16 protein-coding genes are annotated in these 24,767 nt (G+C 52.9%); 7 read left to right on the top strand and 9 right to left on the bottom strand.

Features of this window, described 5'->3' with window-relative positions:
• Positions 1 to 89: 89 nt before the first annotated feature.
• The gene (locus EGT74_RS14715; protein ID WP_123847345.1) at positions 90 to 2,585 is read left to right on the top strand and encodes a DUF5686 and carboxypeptidase regulatory-like domain-containing protein; all 2,496 of its coding nucleotides are present in this window, start codon (positions 90 to 92) and stop codon (positions 2,583 to 2,585) included.
• 783 nt (positions 2,586 to 3,368) lie between these two features.
• Positions 3,369 to 4,379 carry an oxygen-dependent tRNA uridine(34) hydroxylase TrhO gene (gene trhO, locus EGT74_RS14710; RefSeq protein ID WP_123847344.1) on the top strand — a complete coding sequence of 337 codons (1,011 nt, stop codon included), beginning with the start codon at positions 3,369 to 3,371 and terminating at the stop codon, positions 4,377 to 4,379.
• A gap of 3 nt (positions 4,380 to 4,382) precedes the next feature.
• Here the strand turns inward: trhO and EGT74_RS14705 are convergent, their stop codons facing one another.
• The 3 genes from EGT74_RS14705 to EGT74_RS14695 form a co-directional block, all read right to left on the bottom strand.
• Positions 4,383 to 5,084: a LytR/AlgR family response regulator transcription factor gene (locus EGT74_RS14705; RefSeq protein ID WP_123847343.1), complete on the bottom strand. Its 702-nt coding sequence runs from the start codon at positions 5,082 to 5,084 to the stop codon at positions 4,383 to 4,385.
• Entirely contained in the window at positions 5,081 to 6,109 is a 1,029-nt protein-coding gene (locus tag EGT74_RS14700; RefSeq protein ID WP_123847342.1) for a sensor histidine kinase, read from the bottom strand. The genes EGT74_RS14705 and EGT74_RS14700 overlap by 4 nt, the downstream gene beginning before the upstream one ends.
• 232 nt (positions 6,110 to 6,341) lie before the next feature.
• Positions 6,342 to 8,321, bottom strand: coding sequence for an ABC-F family ATP-binding cassette domain-containing protein (locus EGT74_RS14695; protein WP_123847341.1), 1,980 nt, complete (start codon positions 8,319 to 8,321; stop codon positions 6,342 to 6,344).
• Between the two features lie 123 nt (positions 8,322 to 8,444).
• On the opposite strand from EGT74_RS14695, the gene EGT74_RS14690 reads away from it, so the two are divergent.
• Both EGT74_RS14690 and EGT74_RS14685 read left to right on the top strand, forming a co-directional pair.
• Positions 8,445 to 9,038: a DUF3347 domain-containing protein gene (locus tag EGT74_RS14690; protein ID WP_123847340.1), complete on the top strand. Its 594-nt coding sequence runs from the start codon at positions 8,445 to 8,447 to the stop codon at positions 9,036 to 9,038.
• 310 nt (positions 9,039 to 9,348) lie between these two features.
• Positions 9,349 to 11,715: a TonB-dependent receptor gene (locus EGT74_RS14685; RefSeq protein WP_123847339.1), complete on the top strand. Its 2,367-nt coding sequence runs from the start codon at positions 9,349 to 9,351 to the stop codon at positions 11,713 to 11,715.
• A gap of 262 nt (positions 11,716 to 11,977) precedes the next feature.
• Here EGT74_RS14685 and EGT74_RS14680 read toward each other — a convergent pair whose 3' ends face one another.
• Together EGT74_RS14680 and EGT74_RS14675 are read right to left on the bottom strand one after the other, a co-directional pair.
• Positions 11,978 to 12,667: a uracil-DNA glycosylase family protein gene (locus tag EGT74_RS14680; RefSeq protein ID WP_123847338.1), complete on the bottom strand. Its 690-nt coding sequence runs from the start codon at positions 12,665 to 12,667 to the stop codon at positions 11,978 to 11,980.
• Positions 12,668 to 12,717: 50 nt separating this feature from the next.
• Positions 12,718 to 13,728, bottom strand: a complete 1,011-nt coding sequence (locus EGT74_RS14675) for a DUF6630 family protein (protein WP_123847337.1) — start codon at positions 13,726 to 13,728, stop codon at positions 12,718 to 12,720.
• A gap of 305 nt (positions 13,729 to 14,033) precedes the next feature.
• Between EGT74_RS14675 and thrS the strand changes: the two genes are divergently transcribed.
• Both thrS and infC read left to right on the top strand, forming a co-directional pair.
• Positions 14,034 to 15,977, top strand: a complete 1,944-nt coding sequence (gene thrS, locus EGT74_RS14670; RefSeq protein WP_123847336.1) for a threonine--tRNA ligase — start codon at positions 14,034 to 14,036, stop codon at positions 15,975 to 15,977.
• A 276-nt stretch (positions 15,978 to 16,253) separates the two neighbouring features.
• Positions 16,254 to 16,943, top strand: a complete 690-nt coding sequence (infC, locus tag EGT74_RS14665) for a translation initiation factor IF-3 (RefSeq protein WP_246008217.1) — start codon at positions 16,254 to 16,256, stop codon at positions 16,941 to 16,943.
• A gap of 319 nt (positions 16,944 to 17,262) precedes the next feature.
• Here infC and EGT74_RS14660 read toward each other — a convergent pair whose 3' ends face one another.
• From EGT74_RS14660 to EGT74_RS14645, 4 genes are all read right to left on the bottom strand, one after another.
• Positions 17,263 to 17,793 carry a hypothetical protein gene (locus EGT74_RS14660; protein ID WP_123847334.1) on the bottom strand — a complete coding sequence of 177 codons (531 nt, stop codon included), beginning with the start codon at positions 17,791 to 17,793 and terminating at the stop codon, positions 17,263 to 17,265.
• Between the two features lie 139 nt (positions 17,794 to 17,932).
• A complete protein-coding gene (locus tag EGT74_RS14655; protein ID WP_123847333.1) occupies positions 17,933 to 18,679 on the bottom strand; it encodes a DUF4397 domain-containing protein in 747 nt (248 codons plus the stop codon).
• An 11-nt stretch (positions 18,680 to 18,690) separates the two neighbouring features.
• On the bottom strand, positions 18,691 to 20,346 hold the full coding sequence (locus tag EGT74_RS14650) for a SusD/RagB family nutrient-binding outer membrane lipoprotein (protein WP_123847332.1): 1,656 nt from the start codon (positions 20,344 to 20,346) through the stop codon (positions 18,691 to 18,693).
• Positions 20,347 to 20,364: 18 nt separating this feature from the next.
• Positions 20,365 to 23,478 carry a SusC/RagA family TonB-linked outer membrane protein gene (locus tag EGT74_RS14645; RefSeq protein WP_220392883.1) on the bottom strand — a complete coding sequence of 1,038 codons (3,114 nt, stop codon included), beginning with the start codon at positions 23,476 to 23,478 and terminating at the stop codon, positions 20,365 to 20,367.
• Between the two features lie 298 nt (positions 23,479 to 23,776).
• On the opposite strand from EGT74_RS14645, the gene EGT74_RS14640 reads away from it, so the two are divergent.
• Entirely contained in the window at positions 23,777 to 24,757 is a 981-nt protein-coding gene (locus tag EGT74_RS14640; RefSeq protein WP_123847331.1) for a cation diffusion facilitator family transporter, read from the top strand.
• Positions 24,758 to 24,767: the final 10 nt, after the last annotated feature.

The raw sequence follows: 24,767 nt of genomic DNA, 5'->3' as shown, positions 1-24,767 counted from the left end.
CCAGGCGGTATTGGGAAAGACATGTTAAAGTTGCTTTAAAACAGCAACTGGCGCATATATCGTGTAAGGCCATCCGTTATTTTTGATATATGATGAAATATTTACTCCTTACCCTGTTTTTGTTTGTTGCCGCTCAAGCCCATGCCTCACTTATCCGCGGTACCGTCACCAATCAGAAAGGGGACCGGCTGCCGTTCGCTACCGTCATGATCAAAGGCACCACCAACGGCGTTACCACCAACGCCGACGGCCTGTACCAGCTGGAAGTTGCCGCGGGCGCCTACACCATCATTTGCCAGTATATGGGCTACCGCAAAATGGAGAAGCCGGTGCAGGCAGGCGAAGCGCCGGTGCAGCTCGACTTTGTGCTGGAGCCGCTCAGCATGCAGATCAAGGAAGTGGTGATCAAATCCGGTGGCGAAGATCCCGCCTATGCCATCATCCGCCAGGCGATCAAAAAACGCTCTTTCTACCAAAGCCAGCTCAAAAAATACACGGTCGATACCTACATGAAATTGCTGGCGAAAATGCGCAGGATGCCCAAAAAGGTTTTCGGCCAGAAAATAGATACGGACGAAATCGGTGTGGATTCCACGGGGAAGGGGATCTTCGGTTTGTCGGAATCCGTTACCCGTGTGAATTACGACGCGCCCAACACCAAACTGGATGTGCTCTCCAGCCGGCAAAGCGGCGGGGGCCTGGGTTTCAGCATTCCCGCCACCATCAGTTTTTACGACAACAACGTGGAAGCCATCACATCCCAGCTGGGCCCGCGGGGATTCATTTCGCCCATTTCGCAGAACGCGCTGCTGTATTACAAGTACAGGCTGGAAGGTACTTTTCTGGACGACAATAAACTCGTGAACAAAATCAAAGTCATTCCCCGCCGCAAATACGAACCGCTCTTTGCCGGGTATATTTATATTACGGAAGACGACTGGCGCATTCACAGCACCGACCTGATGCTCACCAAGGAATACCAGCTGGAGCTGATCGATACACTCATTATCCGCCAGACGCATGTGCCCGTAACGCCGGAAGTATGGCGTACGAAAGACCAGGTGGTGTACATCGCGCTGAAGATGTTCGGGTTCGACCTCGTGGCCAATTCCGTGCAGGTATATTCGAACTACAACCTGCATCCCGTGTTCCCGAAAGGATTTTTCAATAAAGTGATCATGCGGTACGAAAAAGATGCGGGCGACCGGAATGTGAAGTATTGGGACAGTATCCGGCCCGTGCCGCTGGAAGCGGACGAAGCGAAGGATTTCCGGGTGAAAGACAGCACCGCCCGCGCGCGGCGTGATTCCGCCCGGTCAAAGTACCACCTCGATTCCCTGCGCAAAAAGCCGCAGCCGGTGAAGCTGGACGATATCGCACTGAACGGCTGGGGGCACACCTGGTATTTCAAAAGCGACACCACCATCCGGACGCACCGGTTTCACATGCGGTCGCTGCTGAGCGGCCTGAGTTACAATACGGTGGAAGGTTTGTCGGTGGCCGTTGAGCCTGGCGTGACCTTCAGCCTGCGTAACCGCCGTGTGCTGAACTGGACAAACAACATCCGGTACGGCTTCAGCAATTCGCACCTCAATGCATACACCAGCCTGCGCCTGTTCGGCAACAACGAAGACGGTTTCGGATCGCGTAACGTGTGGACGCTTTCCGGCGGTAAAAAAGTGCAGCAGTTCAACCGCGAAAACCCTATCGGCCCGGTCATGAACTCGTTGTACACACTGCTCCTGAAAGAGAATTACATGAAACTGTACGAAGCCTGGTTCGGGAAAGCACAGTTTTCGCGGAACTTCCAGAACGCCATGCAGCTCAGCGCCGATGTGACGTACGAGGATCGCATTCCGCTGGAAAATACCACCGACTTCGTACTGTTTAAAGACGGCAAAAAAACTTTTACACCCAACCATCCGCAGGAGCTGGCCCACCTGCCTTTTGTGCGGGAGCAGGTATTGGCGGCATCGGTAGGGCTGCGTTACCAGCCGGGGCAGCGTTTTATAGAATACCCGCGCTACCGGCAGGCCATCGGCTCCGATTATCCCACGTTCTCATTCCAGTACACCAAAGGTTTCCTGGATGCGGATTTCGATAAGTGGAAATTCGGCGTGCGCGGCGATAAGAACTTTAAATTGTTCGGGGCGGTGCAGTACAATGTGTCGGCAGGCGGTTTCCTGAACAGCAAAAAGGTCAGCATCCCCGATCTGCAGCATTTTAACGGCAACCAGACTTTTTACAACATCAAATACGTCAATAGTTTCCAGCTGGCGCCGTATTACCAGTACAGCACATCTGCGGGTTTGTATGCGACCTACAACATTGAACATCATTTCAACGGTTTACTGACCAATAAAATCCCGTTGTTCAACCGGCTGAAATGGAACCTGGTAGCCGGTTCGAACGCATTCTATGTAAACCGCGCCAATAATTATGTGGAAGTATTCGCAGGACTGGAAAATATTTTCAAAGTGATCAGGGTAGACGTGGTGGCCGGCTATCAGAGCCAGGCCGATACGCGTGTAGGTGTTCGCATTGGCTTCGGTGGTATCCTTGGCAGCGCCTTTAAATTCGAATAGTGATAACCCGCAGTGGCCGACGCAAGGGTGGAAACGCAGCAGCTATGTCAGAGATGTGCTGCATGGTTTACTCAACAGGCGGCATCAGGTACAACTGAAAGGGAATCGGAAGCTGGCTGGAAATCAAGCGCCCTCAACGCGGTGCAAACATATCGTGGAATAGTTACCTGAACTAAAAATAGAAAAAGGGATTTACAAATCCAATAGAAAAAATCCGGGGCTGACAGAAAAGCCTTGCCTGCTTTTCCATCAGCCCCATGTTTTTTGCTTGCCTGAATATTTTGTCAGGAACGTTGTATCCTCCTCCGGTAATTTCTTGCCGAAGAATTTTTTGGCGTTTTCTCACCACCGAAAAAATAAACTGCCAGCCGGTATGCCCAAAGGCCTAAAACCACTGCGAAAAAGTAGTACGCATAAATATTCATATAGGTTTGCGTTTAGGGTTAAATAATTGTACTGTCCTCACGGGGGCGATCTCATGCGTTACCAGACAATTTTCGAATATCGTGCCATACTTTTGGGGGATAACTTGCATGACGATTCTCTATAAATGAATGATTTAGATAATTTGTTGTGGTTTTCAATATTTTATCTTGTGAGGCTACTGTTGTACCGGATGTGGAAAAGATTTTTCATAACTTTGCGGCGCTGCCAGCAGAGTATTGTCTGGCAGTCCGATTTTCCGTCCGGCATGTTCCGGGGAAGTAAAATTCCCTACTGCCGTTGGGAATCAAGGCGATAACAGAATTTTGTTCGACCGGCGTTCGTCCTTAAAATTCAAAGATGGTATTACATAACAGATTGTCTGCCACGGAGCTGAAGCAAAAGCTCGCGGCAGAAACATTTAGGCGCGTGACTGTTTCTTTCTACCAGTACGCCAAAATTGCAGACCCGCAGGCGTTCAGAGACAGCCTGTATCTTTCCCTCTCACAAATTGGTGTGTTTGGCCGCGTTTACGTGGCGCACGAAGGCATCAATGCACAGGTGAGTATTCCCGAGCATCATTTTGAGGCGTTTAAGCAACAACTGTACGCGATTCCTTTCCTCAATGGCATCCGCCTGAACATTGCGGTGGATGATAATGGGAAATCGTTCTGGGTATTAAAGATCAAAGTGCGCGATAAAATCGTGGCCGACGGTATCACCGATCCTTCGTTCGACATGGACAACCGGGGCCGGTACGTCAATGCCGCGGAGTTCAATCGGCTGACCGAGGACCCGGATACGGTGATCATCGACATGCGCAACCACTACGAATATGAGGTGGGGCATTTTGACAAGGCGCTGGAGGTACCTTCCGCCACTTTCCGGGAACAATTGCCGATGGCGGTGGAGATGATGCAGGAGCATAAAGAAAAAAACATCATCATGTACTGCACCGGCGGCATCCGTTGCGAAAAGGCTTCCGCCTATATGTTGCACCAGGGCTTTAAAAACGTGTTCCACCTCGAGGGCGGTATTATCGAATACACCAACAAGGCAAGGGAACAAGGCCTGCCCAATAAATTCAAGGGTAAAAACTTCGTGTTCGACGAGCGGCTCGGCGAGCGCATCAGCGACGACGTCATCAGCCAGTGCCACCAGTGCGGCGAGCCCTGCGATACTCATACCAATTGCGCCAATGAAGGCTGCCACCTTCTGTTTATTCAATGCGAAAAATGCGCGGCTAAATATAACGGCTGCTGCAGCCAGGAATGTACGGACGTACTGGCATTGCCGGAAGAAGAACAGGCGCAGCTGCGGAAAGGGATCGATAAAGGGCTGATGCTGTTTAATAAGCGCAGGAAGCGGTAAGCGCTACCGCCGGAGGTACCGTTTGTTCAGGATTTTTTCCATTACTTCGTCTTTCAGGTTGCGGCTGATGGGGATATGATGCTGGCCGATGACCAGCTCGTTCCCGTCAATGCTGTCTATTTTGTCGACGGCCACAATGAACGACTTGTGGACTTTGATAAACCGCTCCGCCGGCAGGTATTCTTCCACGCCTTTGAAGGTGAGGTAGGTCGTGAATTTGCGCTGGGTGGTATGAACGGCCACATAGTTCTGCAGCGCCTCCACAAACAGCACATCCTGGAAATTTATTTTTTCGAGTTTGTTATCGCATTTGATGAAAAAATAGTCCGCATCTTTTTTCTGATGCACGTCCATGTACGCCCTTGCTTTCATGACGGCTTTCATGAATCGTTCGAACGATATCGGCTTCAGCAGGTAGTCCAGCGCGTTGAGCTCAAAGCTTTCCACGGCATAGTCCGGGTGCGCGGTCGTGAAAATGACCAGCGGCGGCTGGGGTAGGGAACGGAGGAATTCGATGCCGGTCATCCGCGGCATCTGGACGTCGAGGAAGAGCAGCTGCACCGGCTGCGTCTGCAGGATGGCGGCGGCTTTCACGGGAGAGTCACATTCCCCGGCCAGTTCCAGGAAAGGGACATCTTCTATATATTCTTTCAGGCCTTTACGGGCAAGCGGTTCATCGTCCACGATGAGGCAACGGATAGTCATGTTACTTGCAGATTGAGGGTCACGGAATAAAGATCGCCGCCGTTTTGTATATGCAGGTCGTATTTCTCCGGGTACAGCAGTTCCAGTCTTCTTTTGACGTTGGCCAGGCCGATGCCGCCGGCAGCACCGGTATTTTTTTCTTCCCGGGTATTCCGTACGCGGAGGCAAAACCGGCCCCCCGTCATGTCCATGCTGATGTGGATGGAATTCGGGGACAAGTGCGACGATACATGTTTGAATGCGTTTTCAACAAAGGGGATCAGCAGGAGCGGGGCGATGTTGAAATCGCGTACGCTCGCAGCACTGTCGAATTGTATGTCGTATTGCTCGTCGTGCCGCAGCCGCTGTATGGCTACATAGTTACGGAGATATTGCACCTCCCGTTCGATGCCGATGCTTTCCGTATTGCAGTCGTACAGCTGGTAGCGGAGCAATTCCGAAAATTTCATCAGCGTTTCGCGGGCCGGTTTGTTTTCTTTATCGATCAGGAAATAGATGGTATTGAGAGAATTGAAAAGCGAATGCGGGTTGATCTGGGAACGAAGGTATTGCAACTCCTGTTCCGCGCCGGCCCGCAGGGCGCTCTGGAGGCGGTGGAGGGTGCGCAGCTGGTCGATATAGAATTTGATGCCTGCCGCGGCGCCTACCATAAAGAACAACGGGATGTACACGTCGTACAGCTGGCTGTTGAGGGTGGCGTTGGGCCAGTGGGTGATGCTGGAGGCGTAGGGCAGCAGGATGAGGTCGAGCAGTTTGATGACGAGAAAGCCGGTGACAAAAACGAGGGCGGTGAAGGAGAGGAGGAACGCGATGTATTTTTTGGTGTAAAGAAACTTCGGGATGAGAACATAGTTGGTGAAATAGACGGCGCCGGCGAGGGAAAGGACTTTGAGGAGGCCTGCCAGGATCGTGGGCAGGAGGTCCGGGTAATCATCTATCCGCAATGTGATCCACACCACAAAGAATGCCAGCCAGAAAAGCACGTGATGGAGGCGCCAGTCGATGATCTTTTTGAGAATGTTCATATGGCAATTTAAATGTAAGCTTTTTTAGGGACAGCGGCGCTACACGAAGGGGAGAAATGGCTTGACGAAAGGGTTGAACAAAATCGCCCAGGTGTGATTTAAAGCAGGACGTATTGTATGGAATGCGGTTCGATGCACGTTGAACATACATTGGGCCGGCAACCCGGGCGTAAAAGAAACATCCCGCATAGCGGAGCCATGAGGGACGTTTAGTAGACGAAAAACAGTTTTGTTAAGCCTGCATTTTTTCTTCCAGTTCCATGACTTTTTCAAATACGGTTTCGTATTCCTTATTGGCTTTTTCCAGTTCGGCGGTGGCCTTTTTATAGGCGGTTTCGGCGTTGAGGAATTTTTGTTTGTCACCGTAAATGTCCGGGTTGGCGAGGTCCGCCTCCAGCAGTTGCATTTTGTCTTTCAGGCCGGCGATCTGTTGCTCCAGTTGCTGAAACTGGCGCTGTTGTTTTTGCAGTTCCTTTTTCAGGTCCTTGTCGATCGGCTTGTTGGCTGATGGTGTATTGGCAGGCGCCTGGACGGGTTGCGCCGGTGCAGGAGCGGATACGCTGGCCGCAGCGGACGCCGATTTTTTATCGGGTTTGGGAGGCTGGGCTGCCAGCGCCTGGCGTTTCTTCCATTCTTCCCATTCCGTATAGGTGCCTTTGAATTCCTTGATTTCCCCGTCTACGATTTCCCAGATTTTGTTGGCGGTTTTGCTCACAAAATAACGGTCGTGCGAAACGAGCACCAGGCTTCCCTCATATTTACCGAGGGCGTCGATGAGCATTTCCACGGAGTTCATGTCCAGGTGGTTGGTCGGTTCGTCAAGCATCAGGAAATTCGCCTGGCTGATGATTACCTTGGCGAGCGCCACACGGGCTTTCTCACCACCGGAGAGGATGCGGATCTTTTTGAACACATCGTCTCCCTGGAACAGGAAACAACCGAGCAGGGAACGCAGTTCCATTTCGGTTTTGCCACTGCCGCAGCTTTTCAGTTCCTCGAGTATTTCATTGTCGAGGTGCAGGTCTTCCAGCTGGTGTTGCGCATAGAAGCTGGTCACCACGTTATGACCGGGGGTACGGTTGCCCTGGATGGGCTCCGTGCCGGCGATTACGCGCAGGAGGGTGGACTTCCCCTTACCGTTGGCCCCGATAAGGCCTATTTTATCGCCGCGGTTGATCTCCGCTTTGGCATGTTTCAGAATATGAAGGTCGCCAAACGATTTGCTGACATTGTCGAGGGTGCAGAGGATTTTACCGGGCATTTTGTCTACGGAAAAGTTCATCCGGATTTTGGACGGGCCGCCGTCTACCTGTTCCACGCGTTCAAGTTTATCGAGCCTTTTGGCGATACTCTGGGCCTGCGCGGCTTTGGATGCTTTGGCTTTAAACCGCTCGATAAACCTTTCCTGCTGACGGATATAGTCCTGCTGGTTTTCGTAAGCCCTTTGCTGCAGCTCGCGGCGGAGCACCTTTTCTTTTTCGTAGTCGCTGTAGTTGCCGGCGTAATGGTGCAGCTGTTCCTGGTACACTTCCACGATCTTGTTGACCATCCGGTCGAGGAAATACCGGTCGTGCGAAACGATGATCACCGCGCCGCTATAGTTGGACAGGTACTTTTCCAGCCACTCGATCGACGGAAGGTCAAGGTGGTTGGTCGGTTCGTCAAGCATCAGCACGTCGGGCTGCTGCAGGATGAGGCGGGCCAGGAGCACACGCATGCGCCAGCCGCCGGAGAACTGGTTGTAGGGCCGTTCCAGGTCGGCCGTGCTGAAGCCGAGGCCTTCCAGCACGGTGGCCGTTTTGTGGCGGATATTGTAGCCGTCAAGGGTGTCGAACTCGTGGAGTTTGTCGCTATACTCATGCAACAGGGCTTCGTCCTGCGAATGTTCCAGTTTGGCGGTCAGTTCTTCCAGCTCCTTTTCCACTTTGAGGGCCTGCTCGAAGGCCGTCATGCCTACATTGAGGATGGAGTCGTCGGTTTCGAAGCTCAGCAGGTCCTGGTTGAAGAAACCGATGCTCAGGTTGCGTATTTTATTTATACTGCCTTTCGAAATGGTATATTCTCCGTTGATAATGCGGAGCAGGGTGGATTTACCGGTCCCGTTCAGGCCGATCAGCCCGATGCGGTCGCCCGGAATAATGTGCAAGGAAGAATCCTCTATAATGGTTCTTGCGCCGAATTCAAATGTGATGTCCTGCAGTGCGATGAGCATACGTAAATTGCTATTAAACCCGCAAAGATAGTATATTTTTTGGTGCTATATTTGCTGCAATGAGTTGCGCTCGTTTCAGGGCGGTTTGTTCCGCAATCACTGTAAATCCGTCATTCACATATCATGATTATTCGTCGTTTTTCAGGAATCATTTTATTAGCCGCCTCCCTGGCCGCCTGCAACCAGCCACAGGGCGCGGATGATGCCGCCGGTAAAGCAGCGGCGGAGCAGCCCCTTACTGCTGTAACCGCCACCTTGCCTGCAGTGTACTATGATTCCCTGCAAGTGACTATGTCCGCCTATTACCAGCTGTCGGCCGCGCTCGTCAAGGCAGACACAATGGGAGCGGATATGGCGGCTGCGGCATTGAAATATCACCTCGACAGTCTGCCGGTGGCACGTACAGGGCTCGACTCCTCCCGGGTGGCGCAATTGGCCGGCCAGGCATCGGGGATTTCCGCAGAACTGGAGGGTATGCTGATCGACAAAAACGGGCTGGACGGCCGGCGCCTCGCTTTTCAGATGGTTTCCGACCAGCTATACGACCTGCTGAGGGTAACGCCGCTGAAAAACACCGCCATTTTCCGCCAATACTGCCCGATGGCCTTCGATAACCGCGGTGCTCACTGGCTCAGTGATAAAACGGAAATTGTCAATCCATATTTCGGGGATGAAATGTTGCACTGCGGCTCCGTGACGGATACGCTGAGGTTTTGAGCGTCAGTTTGTTCGACATACCGAGTACCTTTGAATAACCAGCTGTATCGTTTCGTCCTATACTCCCATATCCTTGATGACCGGTTTCCGATTTAGTCCTATACTCCTTAATAAACGTTTCCTGTATTGTCCAGTGTTCCCGTATCTTTCGATGACCGGATTCCGATTTAGTCCTATACTCCTGAATAAGCGTTTCCTGTTTCGTCCTGTATTCCTTTGACAAGTATCCTGTTTCGCCCGGTATCCTTTGAATCACCAACTTCCTGTTTTCCCGCATACCCATCATTAAAACCATATCAATCTGTTCGGGATGAAAATCGCCTGCCGCCTCTTTCTTTTATTATCCTGTTTTTTCTCCACGCTATCGTATGCGCAGCAGCGGTTCGTCATCAGCGGTTATGTGCGCGACAGTACATCCGGCGAATCCCTGATGGGCGCCAGCATCGGCATCAAAGGCACCAGCAGCGGCGTGCAGGCCAATACGTACGGTTTTTACGCGATCACGCTGCCGGCGGGCGAATACACTCTCGCGTTTTCTTTCATGGGATATGAAGCGCAGGAAAGAACCGTCCAGGTAAAAGCTTCCCAGAACCTGAACACTTCCCTGGTGCCAAAATCCTTCCAGGCCCGCGAAATCGTCATCACGGAAAAACGCAAAGACGAAAATGTCAAAAACACCGAGATGGGCAAAGTGGAGCTGGCTACGGAACAAATGAAGAAACTGCCGGCACTGATGGGGGAAGTGGACCCGCTGAAAGCCATACAGCTGATGCCGGGCGTACAGGCTGCCGGGGAAGGTAACGCGGGCTTTTATGTGCGGGGCGGCGGACCGGACCAGAACCTCATTCTGCTGGATGAAGCGCCGGTATACAACACGGGGCACCTTTTCGGATTCTTTTCCGTGTTTAATGCAGACGCCATCCGCGATGTGACCCTGATCAAGGGCGGAATGCCCGCCAGCTATGGGGGACGCCTGTCGTCTGTGCTCGATGTGGTCATGAAAGACGGCAACAACCAGGTGTTCCAGGTAGAAGGCGGCATCGGCGCAATCGCCTCCCGGCTTAGCATCCAGGGGCCCATCCAGAAAGACAAATCGAGCTTTATCATCTCCGGCAGAAGAACGTACGCGGACCTGCTGGCCAAACCCTTTGTCAAAAAGACGAGTTCTTTTTACGGTTCGGGCTACCACTTCCACGATCTGAACGCCAAAATCAACTACCGCTTTTCGGATAAAGACCGCCTTTTCCTGAGCGGTTACGTGGGGCGGGATGTTTTCCGCTACCGTAACGCGGGGCGCAGCTTTGAAACGGATATCCCCTGGGGGAACAATACAGCTACACTCCGGTGGAATCATGTGTTCAGCAAAAAACTCTTTATGAACACCTCGCTGATCTACAACGATTACAAATTCCAGTTCAGCGCTACCCAGCAAACCTTCCACATGAACCTGCAATCCGGCATCCGGGATTACAACGGGAAGCTGGACTTCGATTATTTCATCAACTTCAGGCATCACCTCAAATTCGGCGGCAACTATATCTATCACCGCTTCACGCCGTCGTCCATCAGCGGGCGACAGGATACCACGACCTTCAAACCGGACAACGCCTTCCGCAAATATGCGCATGAGGCGGCGTTGTATATCCAGGACGACTGGGAAATAAGCCCCCAGCTGAAAGTTAACCTGGGATTGCGTTACAGCGGTTTCCGCCAGATCGGCCCGTACACGCGCTATATCCGGGACGGAGACGGTAACAAAATCGATAGCGTTACCTATAAATGGAACGAAGAAGTGCGCAGCTACGGCGGGTTTGAACCGCGCATCATCGTACGGTATGCCTGGAACGAGCGGAACTCGATCAAAGCGGCGGTTACCCGCAACAACCAGTTCATTCACCTGGTGACCAATGCCGGCAGCACTTTACCGACAGACATCTGGGTGCCCAGCACCCTCAACGTAAAACCGCAATATGCCTGGCAATATGCCATCGGCTATTACCGCAACTTCAATGAAAATGCCTGGGAAGCCTCCGGGGAAGCCTATTACAAGGATATGCAAAACCAGATAGAGTACCGCTCCGGGTACACGCCCACGCTGAAAGATCCGGAAGAGGAATTCGTATTCGGCAGGGGGTATGCCTATGGACTGGAGCTGTTCCTGCGTAAAATCAAAGGGAAATTCACGGGTTGGGTGGGTTACACGCTGGCCTGGACCTGGCGCCAGTTTCCCGATCTCAACGGCGGCAAAAGGTTCCCCGCGAAATACGACCGGCGGCACGACCTGGCGATTGTGGCCATGTATGATCTCAACCCACGCTGGAGCTTTTCCGGCGTGTTCATTTTCGGTTCCGGCAATACCACCACCTTGCCGGAGAAATTCTATTTCGTGGAAGGCGTGCTGATGCAGGAATACGGAGACATGAACGGTTACCGGATGAAGCCCTATCACCGCCTCGACCTGTCGGCCGTTTACACGCCCGGAAAGAAGAAAAAGAAAAACAGGAAATTCACCAGCAGCTGGGCTTTTTCCATCTACAACACTTACAGCCGCCTCAACCCGTATTTCATCTACTTCGATCAGACAGGGGCGGTGCTGAACGGCGATCTGGAGATCAAAGCGAAGCAGGTGTCACTGTTCCCGATTATCCCGGCCATTACGTGGAATTTTAAGTTCTGACCCCGGCGGTATTGTGGAAACCCGATTCCCGGAACACTATATTTCAATCAGAACGGGCGGGTAAAAATTGTGTATCCGAATGTTTCCGGTATGTTCCCGTGAAAATCCATCCTGCAATCGTATTTGCCCGAATGCTATTTATACCGGTACACACCGGCATCTGATATTAGGAAATCAGCATCAGCAGGGATTCCGACTTCTGATTGAGACCGAACTTCACTTGACGCCGGCATCAACAGGTCGGATATGCTCACGCACGCATTCAAAGATGGAACGCCTCGAGGTATTTATTGATGTATTCCTCCTTCCGTTTCAGCCGGTATTGCATCACGAACCGCGGATGCTCCAGCGGCTCGATGCGTTCGAAGAAACGGTATTGCTCATTAAGTTTTTGGATAAAGGCGGCGTTTTTGCCGGTGCCCAGCACATAGGCCACCCGTGTGTCGAGGCCGAAGGCCAGCTGTTTCCGGAGACTGTCGAGCATAAATTCCAATACGGCATCGGTGAGCGCCTTGCTGTCGTAATAATTGTAGTTGACTTCTTTACCGCCGGGCTTTTGGGAGGTAAACCCGAGCGGGCAGATGGCGCCGATGTAAAAGTCGTGGTAGAACGCCTTGGGCCCGCCATAGGCTGCAATTACATCATACACAAAGACCGATGAGGGCTCGTAGGTTTTGATGCCGGGAATAATAATGCCACAGGGATCGGCCAGCCGGTGCGAGTCCGTGAACGGAATGCCTGTAACACCCGCGCCGAAGCGACCGGGATTGATGCCCAGTATCAGTTTGCGGGTATGGGTGTCGTTATAGAACTTCTTGTAAAAGGTGGTCATGATGTCCACCACGCCCGGCTGCTCCCGGAAAGGGTTCATGATACGGATACCGGGTGGCAGTGTGCCTTTGTAAACAAGGTGGGTGTTGAAGTGGATGATCTTGTCGGCCATTGTTTTCATGGCGCAAAAATAGGGGAATCTGCCGGACGCAGCGATCCGGCAGTATACGGTTATTTGCAGATCTCCGCGGGCAGCCCCAGTTGCTCAAACAGCCGGATAACCCTGTCGGCGTCCGCGGTGTATACGGCGAAAAACATATAGCTGTCGCCGCCGGTATCGTAGGAGAGCAGCGTCCAGCCGTTGCCGGCCATGGCCTGCTGGGCGTAAGGGAACAGATCGGACGAGAGTATGTCGGGCCGGGGAAGGTCCAGTTTCATTTCCTGGCCGGTGATTTCTTCCAGGTAGCTTTCCATGTCCGCGGCGCTGAATTTCCAGTCGGCATGCGCTACCGGTACGTGCTGCAGTAACGTGAGGCCGCGGATGGCGCGGCTGTTTTCGCCATCGTTGTCGTCTTCATCGTCGCCGGAACCGGTGCGGAGTTCGGCCACGGCTTCTGCGGTAATCGTTTTCAGCTCTTTGGCGGTTTTGGCATCGGGCTTCAGCAGGAGAGCCGTCAATTCCTTGATGAGTTTTTCTTCGCTGGGCGCTTTTTTCGGTGCGCTGCCGGCGGCGAAGGGGAGGCGCAGCCGCCTGCCCAGGCTGAGCAAGGCATCGGCCAGTTGTTGCGTGGCCTTTGCCTGGTCGGCTTCCGGCACGTTCTCCAGTGGGCGTAGCGCCTTCATTTCCTCGATAATGTCGATATAGCTATGCCGTGTGCTTTGCAGGATGTGCATGCCTTTGTCCGTAAAAGCGAAATAAAACGGGATGGTCAGCCATTTGAGGTGCTTCGATAATTCGCCGGTGGTGTTTTCAGGATAATACACTACCAGCAGGTGTTCCCGGGCGAAGGTGGTCGCTCCGCACTGGCCCAGCAGCCAGGTCAGGAAGGCGTCGGCGCTGTCGAATCCGTGTTTTTTGAAATCGAGGCTTTCTTCGGTGTGGTAGGCATCCAGATAGGAACTGCCTGCGATCACGGAGCCTTTCAGGCCGGGAATGCGCGATTCGGTGGAAAAGGTCTGGGTATCCAACAGTTTGTCCAGTATCCGGGTAACATTTTCTTCAGTGACGATCTCCGCTGTCATGTCTTTTCTGGGTTGTTCGGGCTGCAAATATAAGGGCTGCACGCACACTACAGTCAATTTATCGTAATTCGCAATAATTTGTACGGGCCGGGGAAGCAGGCCGATGGCGGCATAGCCATGCCATCGCCCAGGGTTTGACCGGCACCGTTGATTGTCCGTATCATATGCGGATTTTCACAGATGTGGACGGTTTGTTGCCCTGCCGGCGTCATCATATTTGTCATTTTTTACAGATGCGAATGATTGCTTCGCAATCTGTAATTGATTTCGTAATTTCGCATGCATTTTATTTGAGAAAAGGATATATGATCAACATTACATTCCCGGACGGCGCAGTAAGACAGTATGAACAAGGCGTATCAGCACTGGACATTGCAAAATCCATCAGCGAAGGTTTAGCCCGCAAGGTTTTAGCGGCGAAAGTAAACGGACAGGTGATTGACGCAACCCGCCCCATTACGAAAGATGGTACCCTGCAGTTGCTCACGTGGACGGATACGGACGGCAAAGCGACTATGTGGCATTCTTCCGCCCACCTCATGGCGGAAGCGCTGGAGAGCCTGTACCCGGGAGTGAAATTCGGTTACGGTCCCCCGCTGGAAAACGGCGGTTTCTTCTACGACGTAGACCTCGACGGCCGCGCCATTTCCGATGAGGAACTGCGCCAGCTGGAAGCAAAAATGACCGAACTGGCCAAACAGAACAACGCCTACGTCCGCAAAGACGTTTCCAAGGCGGATGCCATCCAGTACTTTACAGACAAAAACGACCCTTATAAACTTGACCTGCTGCAAAAGCTGGAAGACGGTTCGATTACATTCTACACCCAGGGGGCGTTCACCGACCTCTGCCGTGGCCCGCACATTCCCAGCACCGGCTTCATCAAAGCCGTAAAGCTGACCAATATTGCCGGCGCGTACTGGCTGGGGAACGAAAACAACAAGATGCTCACCCGCATCTACGGTATCACTTTCCCGTCCCAAAAGGAGCTCGACGAGTACCTGACCCTGCTGGAAGAAGCGAAAAAACGCGATCACCGCAAGCTGGGCAAGGAACTGGAACTGTTTGCCTTCTCCGAGCGGGTAGGCCTGGGCCTGCCGCTGTGGCTGCCCAAAGGCGCCATGCTCCGCGAACGGCTGCAGAACTTTTTGCAGAAAGCACAGGTGGAAAGCGGCTACCTGCCTGTGGTTACACCACATATCGGCAGTAAAAACCTGTATGTGACCTCCGGGCACTACGAAAAATACGGGAAAGACAGCTTCCAGCCCATCCATACGCCGGAAGAGGGAGAGGAGTTCCTGCTCAAACCCATGAACTGCCCGCACCACTGCGAGATTTACAAAACTTCGCCCAAATCGTATAAAGACCTGCCCGTGCGTTTTGCCGAATTCGGCACCGTTTACCGTTACGAACAACACGGTGAACTGCACGGTTTGACAAGGGTGAGGGGCTTTACCCAGGACGATGCCCACCTTTTCTGCCGGCCCGACCAGGTGAAAGAGGAATTCTGCAAGGTGATCGACCTGGTGCTGTATGTGTTCAACAGTCTCAGTTTCACTGATTTTACCGCCCAGATCTCCCTGCGCGACCAGGAAGACCGCAGCAAATACATCGGTTCCGACGAAAACTGGAACCTCGCGGAGCAGGCCATTATCGAGTCTGCCGCCGAAAAAGGGCTGCGCACCGTCGTGGAATACGGCGAAGCGGCGTTCTACGGCCCGAAACTCGACTTTATGGTGAAAGACGCCCTGGGCCGCAAGTGGCAGCTGGGTACCATCCAGGTGGACTACAACCTGCCGGAACGTTTTGAGCTGGAATATATCGGTGCCGACAACAAGCCCCACCGGCCGGTCATGATCCACCGGGCGCCCTTCGGTTCCCTGGAACGTTTCATTGCCGTGCTGATCGAGCACTGCGCAGGTAAGTTCCCGCTGTGGCTGACGCCCACCCAGGTGAAAATCCTGCCCATCAGCGACAAGTTCGTGCCGTATTCAGAAAAAGTGGCAGAATTGCTAAAAAATGCGGAAATTCGCGCTGAAATTGATGATAGGAGCGAAAAGATCGGTAAGAAGATACGTGAGGCGGAACTGGCAAAAGTACCTTACATGCTCGTGGTAGGTGAAAAAGAAGAGGCAGACGGCAAGGTAGCGGTACGCAGGCAGGCCAAAGGCGATCTCGGAACAATGGAAATAGCAGCGTTTATGAAACTGGTGGAAGATGAAGTCATCAACCGCAAACCTTTCGAATAAGCCTTTGTTTTTTTCGTTTGCTCATATTTATTTATCTTTTCAGTGGTCAGGCGGATTATTCATATGGTTCAGTGGTAAATTGACATGAATATTCCCTTAAACGATTTTAACCAGTAGTATGCTACTGTTGGTTTTGAAAAGTCCACCGGCAGTATCATCATTATTATTTAACAATTCAACATTTTAATGCAACAAGGACCAAGACCAAACTTTAACAACCGGGGAAGAAACCCAAATTTCAGAAGAGAACAACAACAGGAGCATCGTACCAACAGGATGATCCGTGTTCCGGAAATCAGGTTGGTAGGCGAAAATGTGGAGCCGGGCATTTACAGAACGGACGAAGCATTGCGCATGGCGGAAGACCAGGGGCTTGACCTCGTAGAAATATCCCCCAATGCAGCCCCCCCTGTTTGCCGTATCATCGATTATAATAAATTCCTTTACGAGAAGAAGAAGAAGGAAAAGGAAATGAAGGCGAACGCTCACAAGAGCGAGGTGAAGGAAATCCGCTTTACGCCGAATACCGATGATCACGACTTTGATTTTAAAGCCAAACATGCCGAGAAATTCCTCAAGGAAGGCAATAAGGTTAAAACATACGTGCAGTTTAAAGGCCGCGCCATCATGTTCAAGGAACGTGGTGAGTTGATTCTGCTGAAGTTCGCGGAACGCCTGGCGGAAGTAGGCGCCCTGGAAGGGATGCCGCTGATGGAAGGCAAACGCATGATCGCGATTTTCGCACCGAAGTCTGCCAAGAAAAAACCGGCCGGCGAAAAACCGCCGAAAGAGGCAAGAGAACCCAGGGAACCGAGAGAGCCCAGGGAAGGCGGCGAATCACAGTCCCAGCCCGTTCAGCCCGCTCAACCGCAGCCTGCCCCGGCACGCCGCCCGATTGAGATCAAGTATGCCAACAGGCCGCCTGCTGATAAACCGGCAGAAGACAAGCCTGCAGGTAACAACTAGTTTTTAAGTGTTATCGAAATAGATTCAATAGCCCGGAGTGCCATGCTCCGGGTTTTTTTATGCCTTGTCATCGGCGGAAGATACTGCGTTTGAGATTCGAAGGGGCTTCACGCCGGGCATCCTGCCGTATTTTTTCATACTACAACAGCCCATACTGCAGTATCACCCAAAAGTGCTTTCCTGCAATTACCTGTTTTGCATCCTGCCGCATCTTTTTCATATTACAACAGCTCTCATACTGCACATCACCCGAGAGAGTTCTCCTGCAATTCCCTGTTTTACATCCTGCCGTGCCGTTCTACACATCACAACAACGCCATCAGTTCTTATGCCCCTTCGCCAGCCGTGCCAGCGTTTTTTTACCACGGCTTTTAAAGCCGGGTGTGGCGCCTTCCCGAAGCTGGTCTTCGATCAGCAGAACAATCTCGTTCCTGATCTCCGGATACTGCTCGGCGAGGTTCGCCAGTACCGTCATCGAAAACGCGCGTACGGCCACCGTTTCCTGCGGGTCTTCCAGGAAACGGAAACAATAGTCCATCACCGGCCCCTGCAGGTTTTCAGGCACAGGCAGGAACTGCAAAATCCGTACTACATTTCGTTTAACCGCTACCGGTATACCCGGATGTCCCATACGGTCCACCATCTGATGCAGGTGAGGCTCTACCAGGGCAGGATGTTTCTCCGCCACATGGCTCAGTATCCAGGCGGCGCGCTGCACCACGCGGTATTCGTCGTGCAGGAAAAGTTCCATCAGGGCGGTGACACGGTCGGGTTTGTTACCGATCCATTTGGCGATGCGCAGGGTGTTTTCGCGGGAATGTTCTTTGAGGATGTCGTTACGCAGGTGCATATACAAAAATACGCCGCCCGGTGAAACGGGCGGCGTATGCCATGATTTTTTTATGCGTAGCAGGCCTGAATGTTTCCATCTGTGAAGAACGCATCGTTCTGAACAGGAGGTGCATCCTCTTTGCCATGCTGCCGCAACGTTACTGCACAATCAAGGCAGATACGTTCGGAGCACGGGTACCGGTGGCGGTCCTGTAACCCCTCGAGAAAAACGTATAGATGCGTTGCCTGGCCGTGGCGATCACCCGTGTGGCGATCACCGTGCCGGTGGGGCCGCTGCCTGCCGCGCGGATCAGGAACGTATCGCTGCCGAACGGAATGTTTTTGTATTCGGTTACGCTTTTGTACGCCACGTTGCCGAATACCAGCGTTGTACGCTGATAAAAGTCCACTGCCGGCACGTTGGGCATCAGGTTGATGAACTTGATACGGGCATCGGTGTTCGTGGGCGCCTCGGTATCGTCCGGCACCAGTATGCCGGTTACGTTCGGCATCGTGTCGGTGGTGAACAATGTGTACCGTTTACCGGCTTCCAGGGGAGCCGCGAAGTTGAATATCTTCACGGAATCTTCGTCTGTCCTGGCTTTGGGCACGGAGATGTCGACGTTGGTCTCACCCGGTGTCAGGTACAGGTAGTCGCTGTTGCTGGAACCTCCGGTATTGAGGCCGCCGCCGGGAAAGGCGATGGGATAGATGAGGTTGTTGCTCTGGCGCACGCCGTTGATCTTGACCTGCACGCCCTGGTTGTTGACGGATGCACTGAAGTAACCGACTTTCAGGCGGGCCACCGTCGAATTGGTGATGATGTCGCGCTCGGTGATATGGAATGAATTCTTTTTACAGGCCGCCAGCACCGATATACATATGATGATGAAAATTACTCTCATGATGATTGAATTTAGGGTAAAATAAACCAGACGGGTTTGGTATGGTAATCGCCCGCGAGTGCGCCGATACGGCTCAGTTCATCCCTGTTCCACACATACTCCGAGTTAAAACGCGGGCGCGCACGGTACACGAGCTTGCCCTGGTTGTCGGCGGAAATGGTGGCAGGCAGGGTGAAACCCTGGTACACCGGTTGCCCGGTACGTTCGTCGGGCACCTGGTTATAGGCAAACCGCCGGAGGTCGGCCCAGGTTTCCACGAATCCCCAGCCCCACAGCGCGATGTACTTTTGCATCATAATATCCCGCAGTGTAAGGGTAGCGGCGCTTCTCTTCACATTCGCGCCGCCGAGGTACTCATTGCGCTGCTGTACGGAAATCGGATCGCCCTTGTACAGTTTATCGTTGCCGCGCGGCATGGTGCCCCGGTTGATGAAATCAAAGTGCGCATTGATGCCCTTGGTATATGCGTCGAGCGCGGTGGCATAGTCTTTTTTCCGGTAGGCCGCCTCCGCTTTAATGAACAGTATTTCGGCATACGTCATCACGGGTGACACGGCTTTATCCCTGAACAGGTATTTGCCCGCATTGGGAGTAAACACGTTGGAGCTGGGATTGTCGTACAGGCTGTCGCCAAACGGCGCCGCCACCCTTTGCCGCTTACGGAGGGAATCGGTGGTGGAAAAATTAGGGTCGCCTGCGCCGGGTGATACACCGCGGTAACCGCCATTACCGTTGGTGGTATCCTGCGAAACAGACAGCATGTGACGGATGCGCGGGTCGCGGTTCACGTAAGATCTGGCGCCGGCCAGCAATGTGCCATCCATCAGCTGTACTATAAAATTGCTCTGCCTGAAGTTTGTCAGGTTGTTACGGTACGGCCCGAAGAAATTGGAGTCGTCGTTCTTGGATGCGTCGAAGGGAATGAGGAAATCATCGTCGATTGACTGGAAAGATTTATCACAGAATTCGATCACCTTGTTCGGGTCATAAAAACTCTTGTTGGACAGGTGGTTGTAGTTGTGGGCGAGTATCGCATACACAAAGCGGATCCACCTGGCGGTATTGCCGCCGTAGACAAAGTCGCCGCGTGAAAGCTTGTTGGAAGACGGGTTCAGATCCGTGCGCTGCAGGTACAGCAACGCGGAATCGCAGTAGTTGCGCACGCCCTGGTACACGGTATCCTGCCCGTCGAACCGGAAGATCGCCGTGTTTTCCTTAAATGCTTCTGTGAAGATGATCTCCCCATGCTGGTCGGTACAGATCTGGAACATATACGCTTTCAGGGCGTAGGCGGCCCCCACGTAATCCCACTGGCCTTTGGCTCGGCCCACGTCGATGATATAGTTCAGGTTTTGTCCCAGCCCGAAATATACCTGCCGCCAGATGTCGCCGTTGGTGTCGCTGCTGCCGGTATAACCCATCTGGTCCCAGTTAACGTCTGCCGTGCGCGTGCTGAGGTCTGTATTCCAGTTCTGGATATAACGGCCGATATAACGCGCGTCGAATTGTATGCCTCTCGGAATGCCGGCCAGCTGGGTCGGGAAAACCGATGAAGGATCCGGGTTCTGTGGCGTGTCGGGGTCGCTGTTCACATCCAGCCATTTTTTACAGCCGGCCGTGATGGTCAGTAACCCGAATATGATGAAGATAATGGTGTGTTTTCTCATGATAAGTCTGTTTTAAAATCAGAATTGCACTTTCATCCCGAAGTTGATGCCCCGCGGATTGGCGAGCGAACCGAAGTCGATGCCCGCACCGCCGTAACCTCTGTTGGCAGCGGTATTCGTATTCACGCTGGGATCCGCACCGCTGTAGTTGGTGATCATAAATACATCTGTTCCCGTTACGAACACGGATGCGCTTTTCACCACGTTTTGTTTGCGGAGCAGTGTTTTCGGCAGGTTGTACATCAGGGTGATATCGCGCAGCCGCATCCAGTTCACCTCTTCTATGAAATCCGCTTCGGTGGCCACCGTGGTGCCGAAGTAATCGGAACGGTAATACGGTGTAATGGCGATATTATTGGGGGTGGGTTTGCCGGATTCTTCGAGCCCGTCTGCCAGCACACCTTTGTACACGATGGTCTGTTCCCTGTCGAGCGTACGGTTGCTGAGGCCGCAGAGATAGAGATAATATTCGTTCCCGTTAAACACATCGCCGCCTTTTCTGAAGTCGAGGTTAAAACTGAGACTGAAATCCTTGTAGTAGAAGTTGTTGATGAGCCCCACTTTAAAATCGGGCTGGCGGTCGCCGATGATCACAAAATCGCCGCTGGAAAGGGGCAGGCCGGTGGTAGGACTGATCAGCATCTGTCCGCTGCGGTTGCGGCGGAGGGAGAACCCGGAGATGTTGCCTGTAAATGCGCCTTTGTAGGCCTGGGAACGGGCATTGCCGAATACCCAGGTATCCGAGTCGTAGTACGTGGGCAGATCGGCCGGCATTTCGAGGATTTCACCCACGTTGCGGTCGAAGTTCACGAGCACGTCCCAGTTGAAATTCTTGCTTTGTACGGGCTTGCCGGACAATTGGATTTCTATGCCGCGGTTTTCCACGAGTCCGCCATTGAGGTATTTGATCACGAAACCGGTGCCGTAACTCACCCTGGCGCCCAGGATCTGGTCGCGGCTTTTGAGCGAATAACGGGCCACATCGATCCCGATACGGTTTTTGAAGAAACGTAGTTCGCCGCCGAATTCGAAGTTGCGGGTAATTTCCGGCTGCAGGCCGAAGTTGTTGCCCGTGAAGCCGTAGGCGTAACCGCCGCCGGTAGTGATCTGCGACTGCATCGTATAGTCGATGATGTAAGGCGTGTAAGGCGCTTTACCCGTAGTGGCGTAAGACAGGCGGGCTTTACCGTAGGAAAGCGGCGTCCAGTTCTTGAATACCTGCAAATCGGAGAAAATGAAACTCAGCGAAGCAGCGCCGTAATTGAAGAACGGGTTTTTGTCCACAAACCGGCTCATGAATGCGGAGTGGCCTTCGCGGCTGCCGGCGAACGAGAGGTACAGGATGCTGTTGTAATTGAATTCGTAATTCCCGAAAAAGCGCGTTTTCCGGATATTGGAATAGGTCAGCTTCGCATCGCGGGAAAGCGGGTCGGTGTTGTTGATCGACACGAAATTCGGTTCATAAAAACGTTCCCCCTTGAATGCGTTGATCTTTGTGGTGTTATCGTCGAACGCAAAACCGAGGTTCAGCACATGGCCGAACTTGCCCCAGGTTTTGCGGGCCGAGCCCCTCAATACGCCGCTGAGGTTTTTGGTCAGCACATCATCGCCGGAATAAAAACCGTTGGAAGCAAACCCGTAGCGGGACTGCGGGTTGGTGGTGAAGAAACCATCGGTGGCATAGGAATCCACACCGAAGATGCCACTGAAGCTCAGCCAGGAAAGCGGGTTAAGGTTCAGGGTGAGGTTGCCGGTCACTCTTTCCGTATGATCCTGCGAGGAGTTTTTATACACATCCCAGAAGGGGTTGTCGAATTCGCTGTTAAAAGCCACGCCACGCAAGGTTTTACGGGTGCCGTCAGGATTCTTGTAGTCGCGCACGTCTTCGTCCGCCGGCCAGGTCAGCAGGGTCAGGAAATAACTGCCTGCGCCTTTTGAGCCTTTTTTAGTGGTGGAGGTCACATAGGTGAAGCTGGAGTTGATGTCGAATATCTTGCTCACTTTGGCCGTGCCGGAGAGGCGGATATTGCCGCGGTCGAAGCTGGTGTTGGGCACGGTACCGTCCTGCTTCAGCCAGCTGCTGGACAGGCGGTAGGTGTACCGGTCGGTACCGCCGTCGATGTTGAGGCTGTGGCGGTTCTGGAAACCGGTTTTGAAGAAGGCGTTGAAATTATCGTAGAACGTGGTGGTGTCTGTATTATACTTCGGGCCGAAATAAGCAGAAATGGCGCCGAACGAAAACGGGTTTACAGTAGCGTTGGGGTCGGCTACACCGTTGGTGCCGCGGCTGTATACGCGCTGCGTTTCCGGGAAGCGGTATACTTTTTCGAAGCGGAAGTTATTGTCGTACGTAACGGACGCCCTTCCTTCCTTCCCTTTGCGGGTAGTGATGAGGATGGCGCCGGAAGCACCGTCCGACCCATACAGCGCAGCGGCTTCTGGGCCTTTCAGTACGGTGATGCTTTCAATGTCTTCAGGGTTCAGGTCCATGGCGCGGTTGCCGTAATCGGAGTTACGGTTGGCGAACGAAACGGACTGCCCGCTGATGAGCGCTTCCTGGTTGAGCGTCTGGTTGTCGTACGGCACGCCGTCTACCACGAACAGCGGCTGGTTGTTGCCCCCGATGGATACCGCGCCGCGCAGCACGATCTGCGACGACGAGCCCGGCAGGCCCGAAGTGCCTGTAACGGTAGCCCCCGCAATGCGGCCGGCAAGCCCGTTGAGGAAGTTCTCGCGCTGTGTTTGCGCTACCTCGGCGCCGTTGACCTTCTGCACCGAAGAGCCCAGCGAACGCGGGTCTTTCGACATGTTGTAAGCGGAGATCACGGTTTCCTTCAGTTGCGTCTGGTCAGGGATCATGGACACATTCACAACGGCCTGCGCGCCCACAGTGATGTTGCGGGTGGTATAACCGATGAAACTGAACTGCAATACCTGGCCGGGAGAGGCCACGATGGTGTAGTTACCTTCCACATTAGTGGCGGTGCCGGTAGTGGTACCCTGCACGCGCACGGTAACGCCCGGCAAGGGGCTTCCGTCGTCGGAAGTAACCTTTCCCCGGATGCTTTGTTGCGCCGAAACAGCGCTGCAGATTCCCATGAGTAAAAGGAACGCGCATAGACGTCTCATCATAGTGTAACGGATTTTGGTTGTTTAGTCGAATGATTGATCGAAGCGGTTTACTGAATTTTGCTACCTGTTCATGAAAGCAGATATATTAAATAATACAAGACGGAACAAAGGTGCTGCGACCTTTCAATTGCGTTGACTTTGGTTAATTTAGATTTAGATTCGTTTTGCCATTTTGCTATTCCACGATATAAAGTTATATCTAATTTAATTAAATTAAACCAGATAAAAAACTTAGCAGGCGTCCCGAATTCCGCCATTTTTCCTTTTTCTTTGCCATAATTCAACAAACCGGCCTGTTTTGATCAGAAAAGAACTGCGCATCATATTGCTGTCGCTGGGCATCAGCCTGTTGCTGACCATTGCCAAGTTCCTGGCGTTTTTCCTCACTTCGTCGGTGGCGATACTCTCTGACGCGCTGGAATCCATTATCAACGTGGTGGCCGGCGGTTTCGCCTGTTACAGCATTTACCTGTCAGGCAAGCCGAAAGACGAGAACCATCCCTACGGCCATGGCAAGGTGGAGTTCTTTTCCATCGGCTTCGAAGGCGCGATGATCTTCATCGCCGGCATTCTTATCTTGTTTAAAGCTGTGCAGTTTTTTATCCTGAAGCCCGGCCTGCAACGCATCGATTCGGGCATCTGGATGATCGGCGCCACGGCGTTCATCAACCTGCTGCTGGGCCTGTATCTCACGCGTTCGGGTAAACGCCTTCAGTCCATCACCCTCACCGGCAACGGACAGCATATCCTGACCGATGTGTACAGTTCCGCCGCGCTGATCATCGCCCTCGTGATCCTGTATTTTACCGGCCAGACCTGGATAGACCCCGTGGCGTCGGCCGTTATCGGTGTGCTGATTTTACGCAAGGGATACCAGCTGATGCGGCAATCCATCTCCGGCCTGATGGATGAAACGGATATGAAGGTGGTGGACCGCGTGATCGGCATCCTCAACGAACACCGCCAGGCCGCCTGGATCGACGTGCATAATATGCGCGTGCAGCAATACGGGCACAATTATCATATCGACTGCCATGTAACGCTGCCATATTACCTGTCGCTCGAACAGGCGCACGATGCCGTGAAAGAGATAGAGTTGCTGGTGAACCGTGAACTGGGTCCGGGCGAAGTGGAATTCTTCATCCATATGGACCCCTGTGTGCCCGCCAGCTGCCGGCATTGCCAGCTGACCGAATGCCCGGTGCGCAGCGAGCCCTTTACCCGCAAAATCACCTGGACGCGGGAGAATGTGCTGCCAAACCGCAAGCATACGAAATGAATTTCCTAGA

Source organism: Chitinophaga lutea (assembly GCF_003813775.1).
GTDB lineage: Bacteria > Bacteroidota > Bacteroidia > Chitinophagales > Chitinophagaceae > Chitinophaga > Chitinophaga lutea.
This window is presented reverse-complemented; position numbering and strand designations above follow the sequence as displayed.

Coding starts and splice junctions, on each gene's coding strand:
- EGT74_RS14685 (WP_123847339.1), top strand. CDS start 9,349: ATGAAAATCGCCTGCCGCCTCTTTCTTTTATTATCCTGTTTTTTCTCC.
- EGT74_RS14675 (WP_123847337.1), bottom strand. CDS start 13,728: ATGACAGCGGAGATCGTCACTGAAGAAAATGTTACCCGGATACTGGAC.
- EGT74_RS14655 (WP_123847333.1), bottom strand. CDS start 18,679: ATGAGAGTAATTTTCATCATCATATGTATATCGGTGCTGGCGGCCTGT.
- thrS (WP_123847336.1), top strand. CDS start 14,034: ATGATCAACATTACATTCCCGGACGGCGCAGTAAGACAGTATGAACAA.
- EGT74_RS14645 (WP_220392883.1), bottom strand. CDS start 23,478: ATGATGAGACGTCTATGCGCGTTCCTTTTACTCATGGGAATCTGCAGC.
- EGT74_RS14680 (WP_123847338.1), bottom strand. CDS start 12,667: ATGAAAACAATGGCCGACAAGATCATCCACTTCAACACCCACCTTGTT.
- trhO (WP_123847344.1), top strand. CDS start 3,369: ATGGTATTACATAACAGATTGTCTGCCACGGAGCTGAAGCAAAAGCTC.
- EGT74_RS14715 (WP_123847345.1), top strand. CDS start 90: ATGATGAAATATTTACTCCTTACCCTGTTTTTGTTTGTTGCCGCTCAA.
- infC (WP_246008217.1), top strand. CDS start 16,254: ATGATCCGTGTTCCGGAAATCAGGTTGGTAGGCGAAAATGTGGAGCCG.
- EGT74_RS14690 (WP_123847340.1), top strand. CDS start 8,445: ATGATTATTCGTCGTTTTTCAGGAATCATTTTATTAGCCGCCTCCCTG.
- EGT74_RS14695 (WP_123847341.1), bottom strand. CDS start 8,321: ATGCTCATCGCACTGCAGGACATCACATTTGAATTCGGCGCAAGAACC.
- EGT74_RS14660 (WP_123847334.1), bottom strand. CDS start 17,793: ATGCACCTGCGTAACGACATCCTCAAAGAACATTCCCGCGAAAACACC.
- EGT74_RS14705 (WP_123847343.1), bottom strand. CDS start 5,084: ATGACTATCCGTTGCCTCATCGTGGACGATGAACCGCTTGCCCGTAAA.
- EGT74_RS14650 (WP_123847332.1), bottom strand. CDS start 20,346: ATGAGAAAACACACCATTATCTTCATCATATTCGGGTTACTGACCATC.
- EGT74_RS14700 (WP_123847342.1), bottom strand. CDS start 6,109: ATGAACATTCTCAAAAAGATCATCGACTGGCGCCTCCATCACGTGCTT.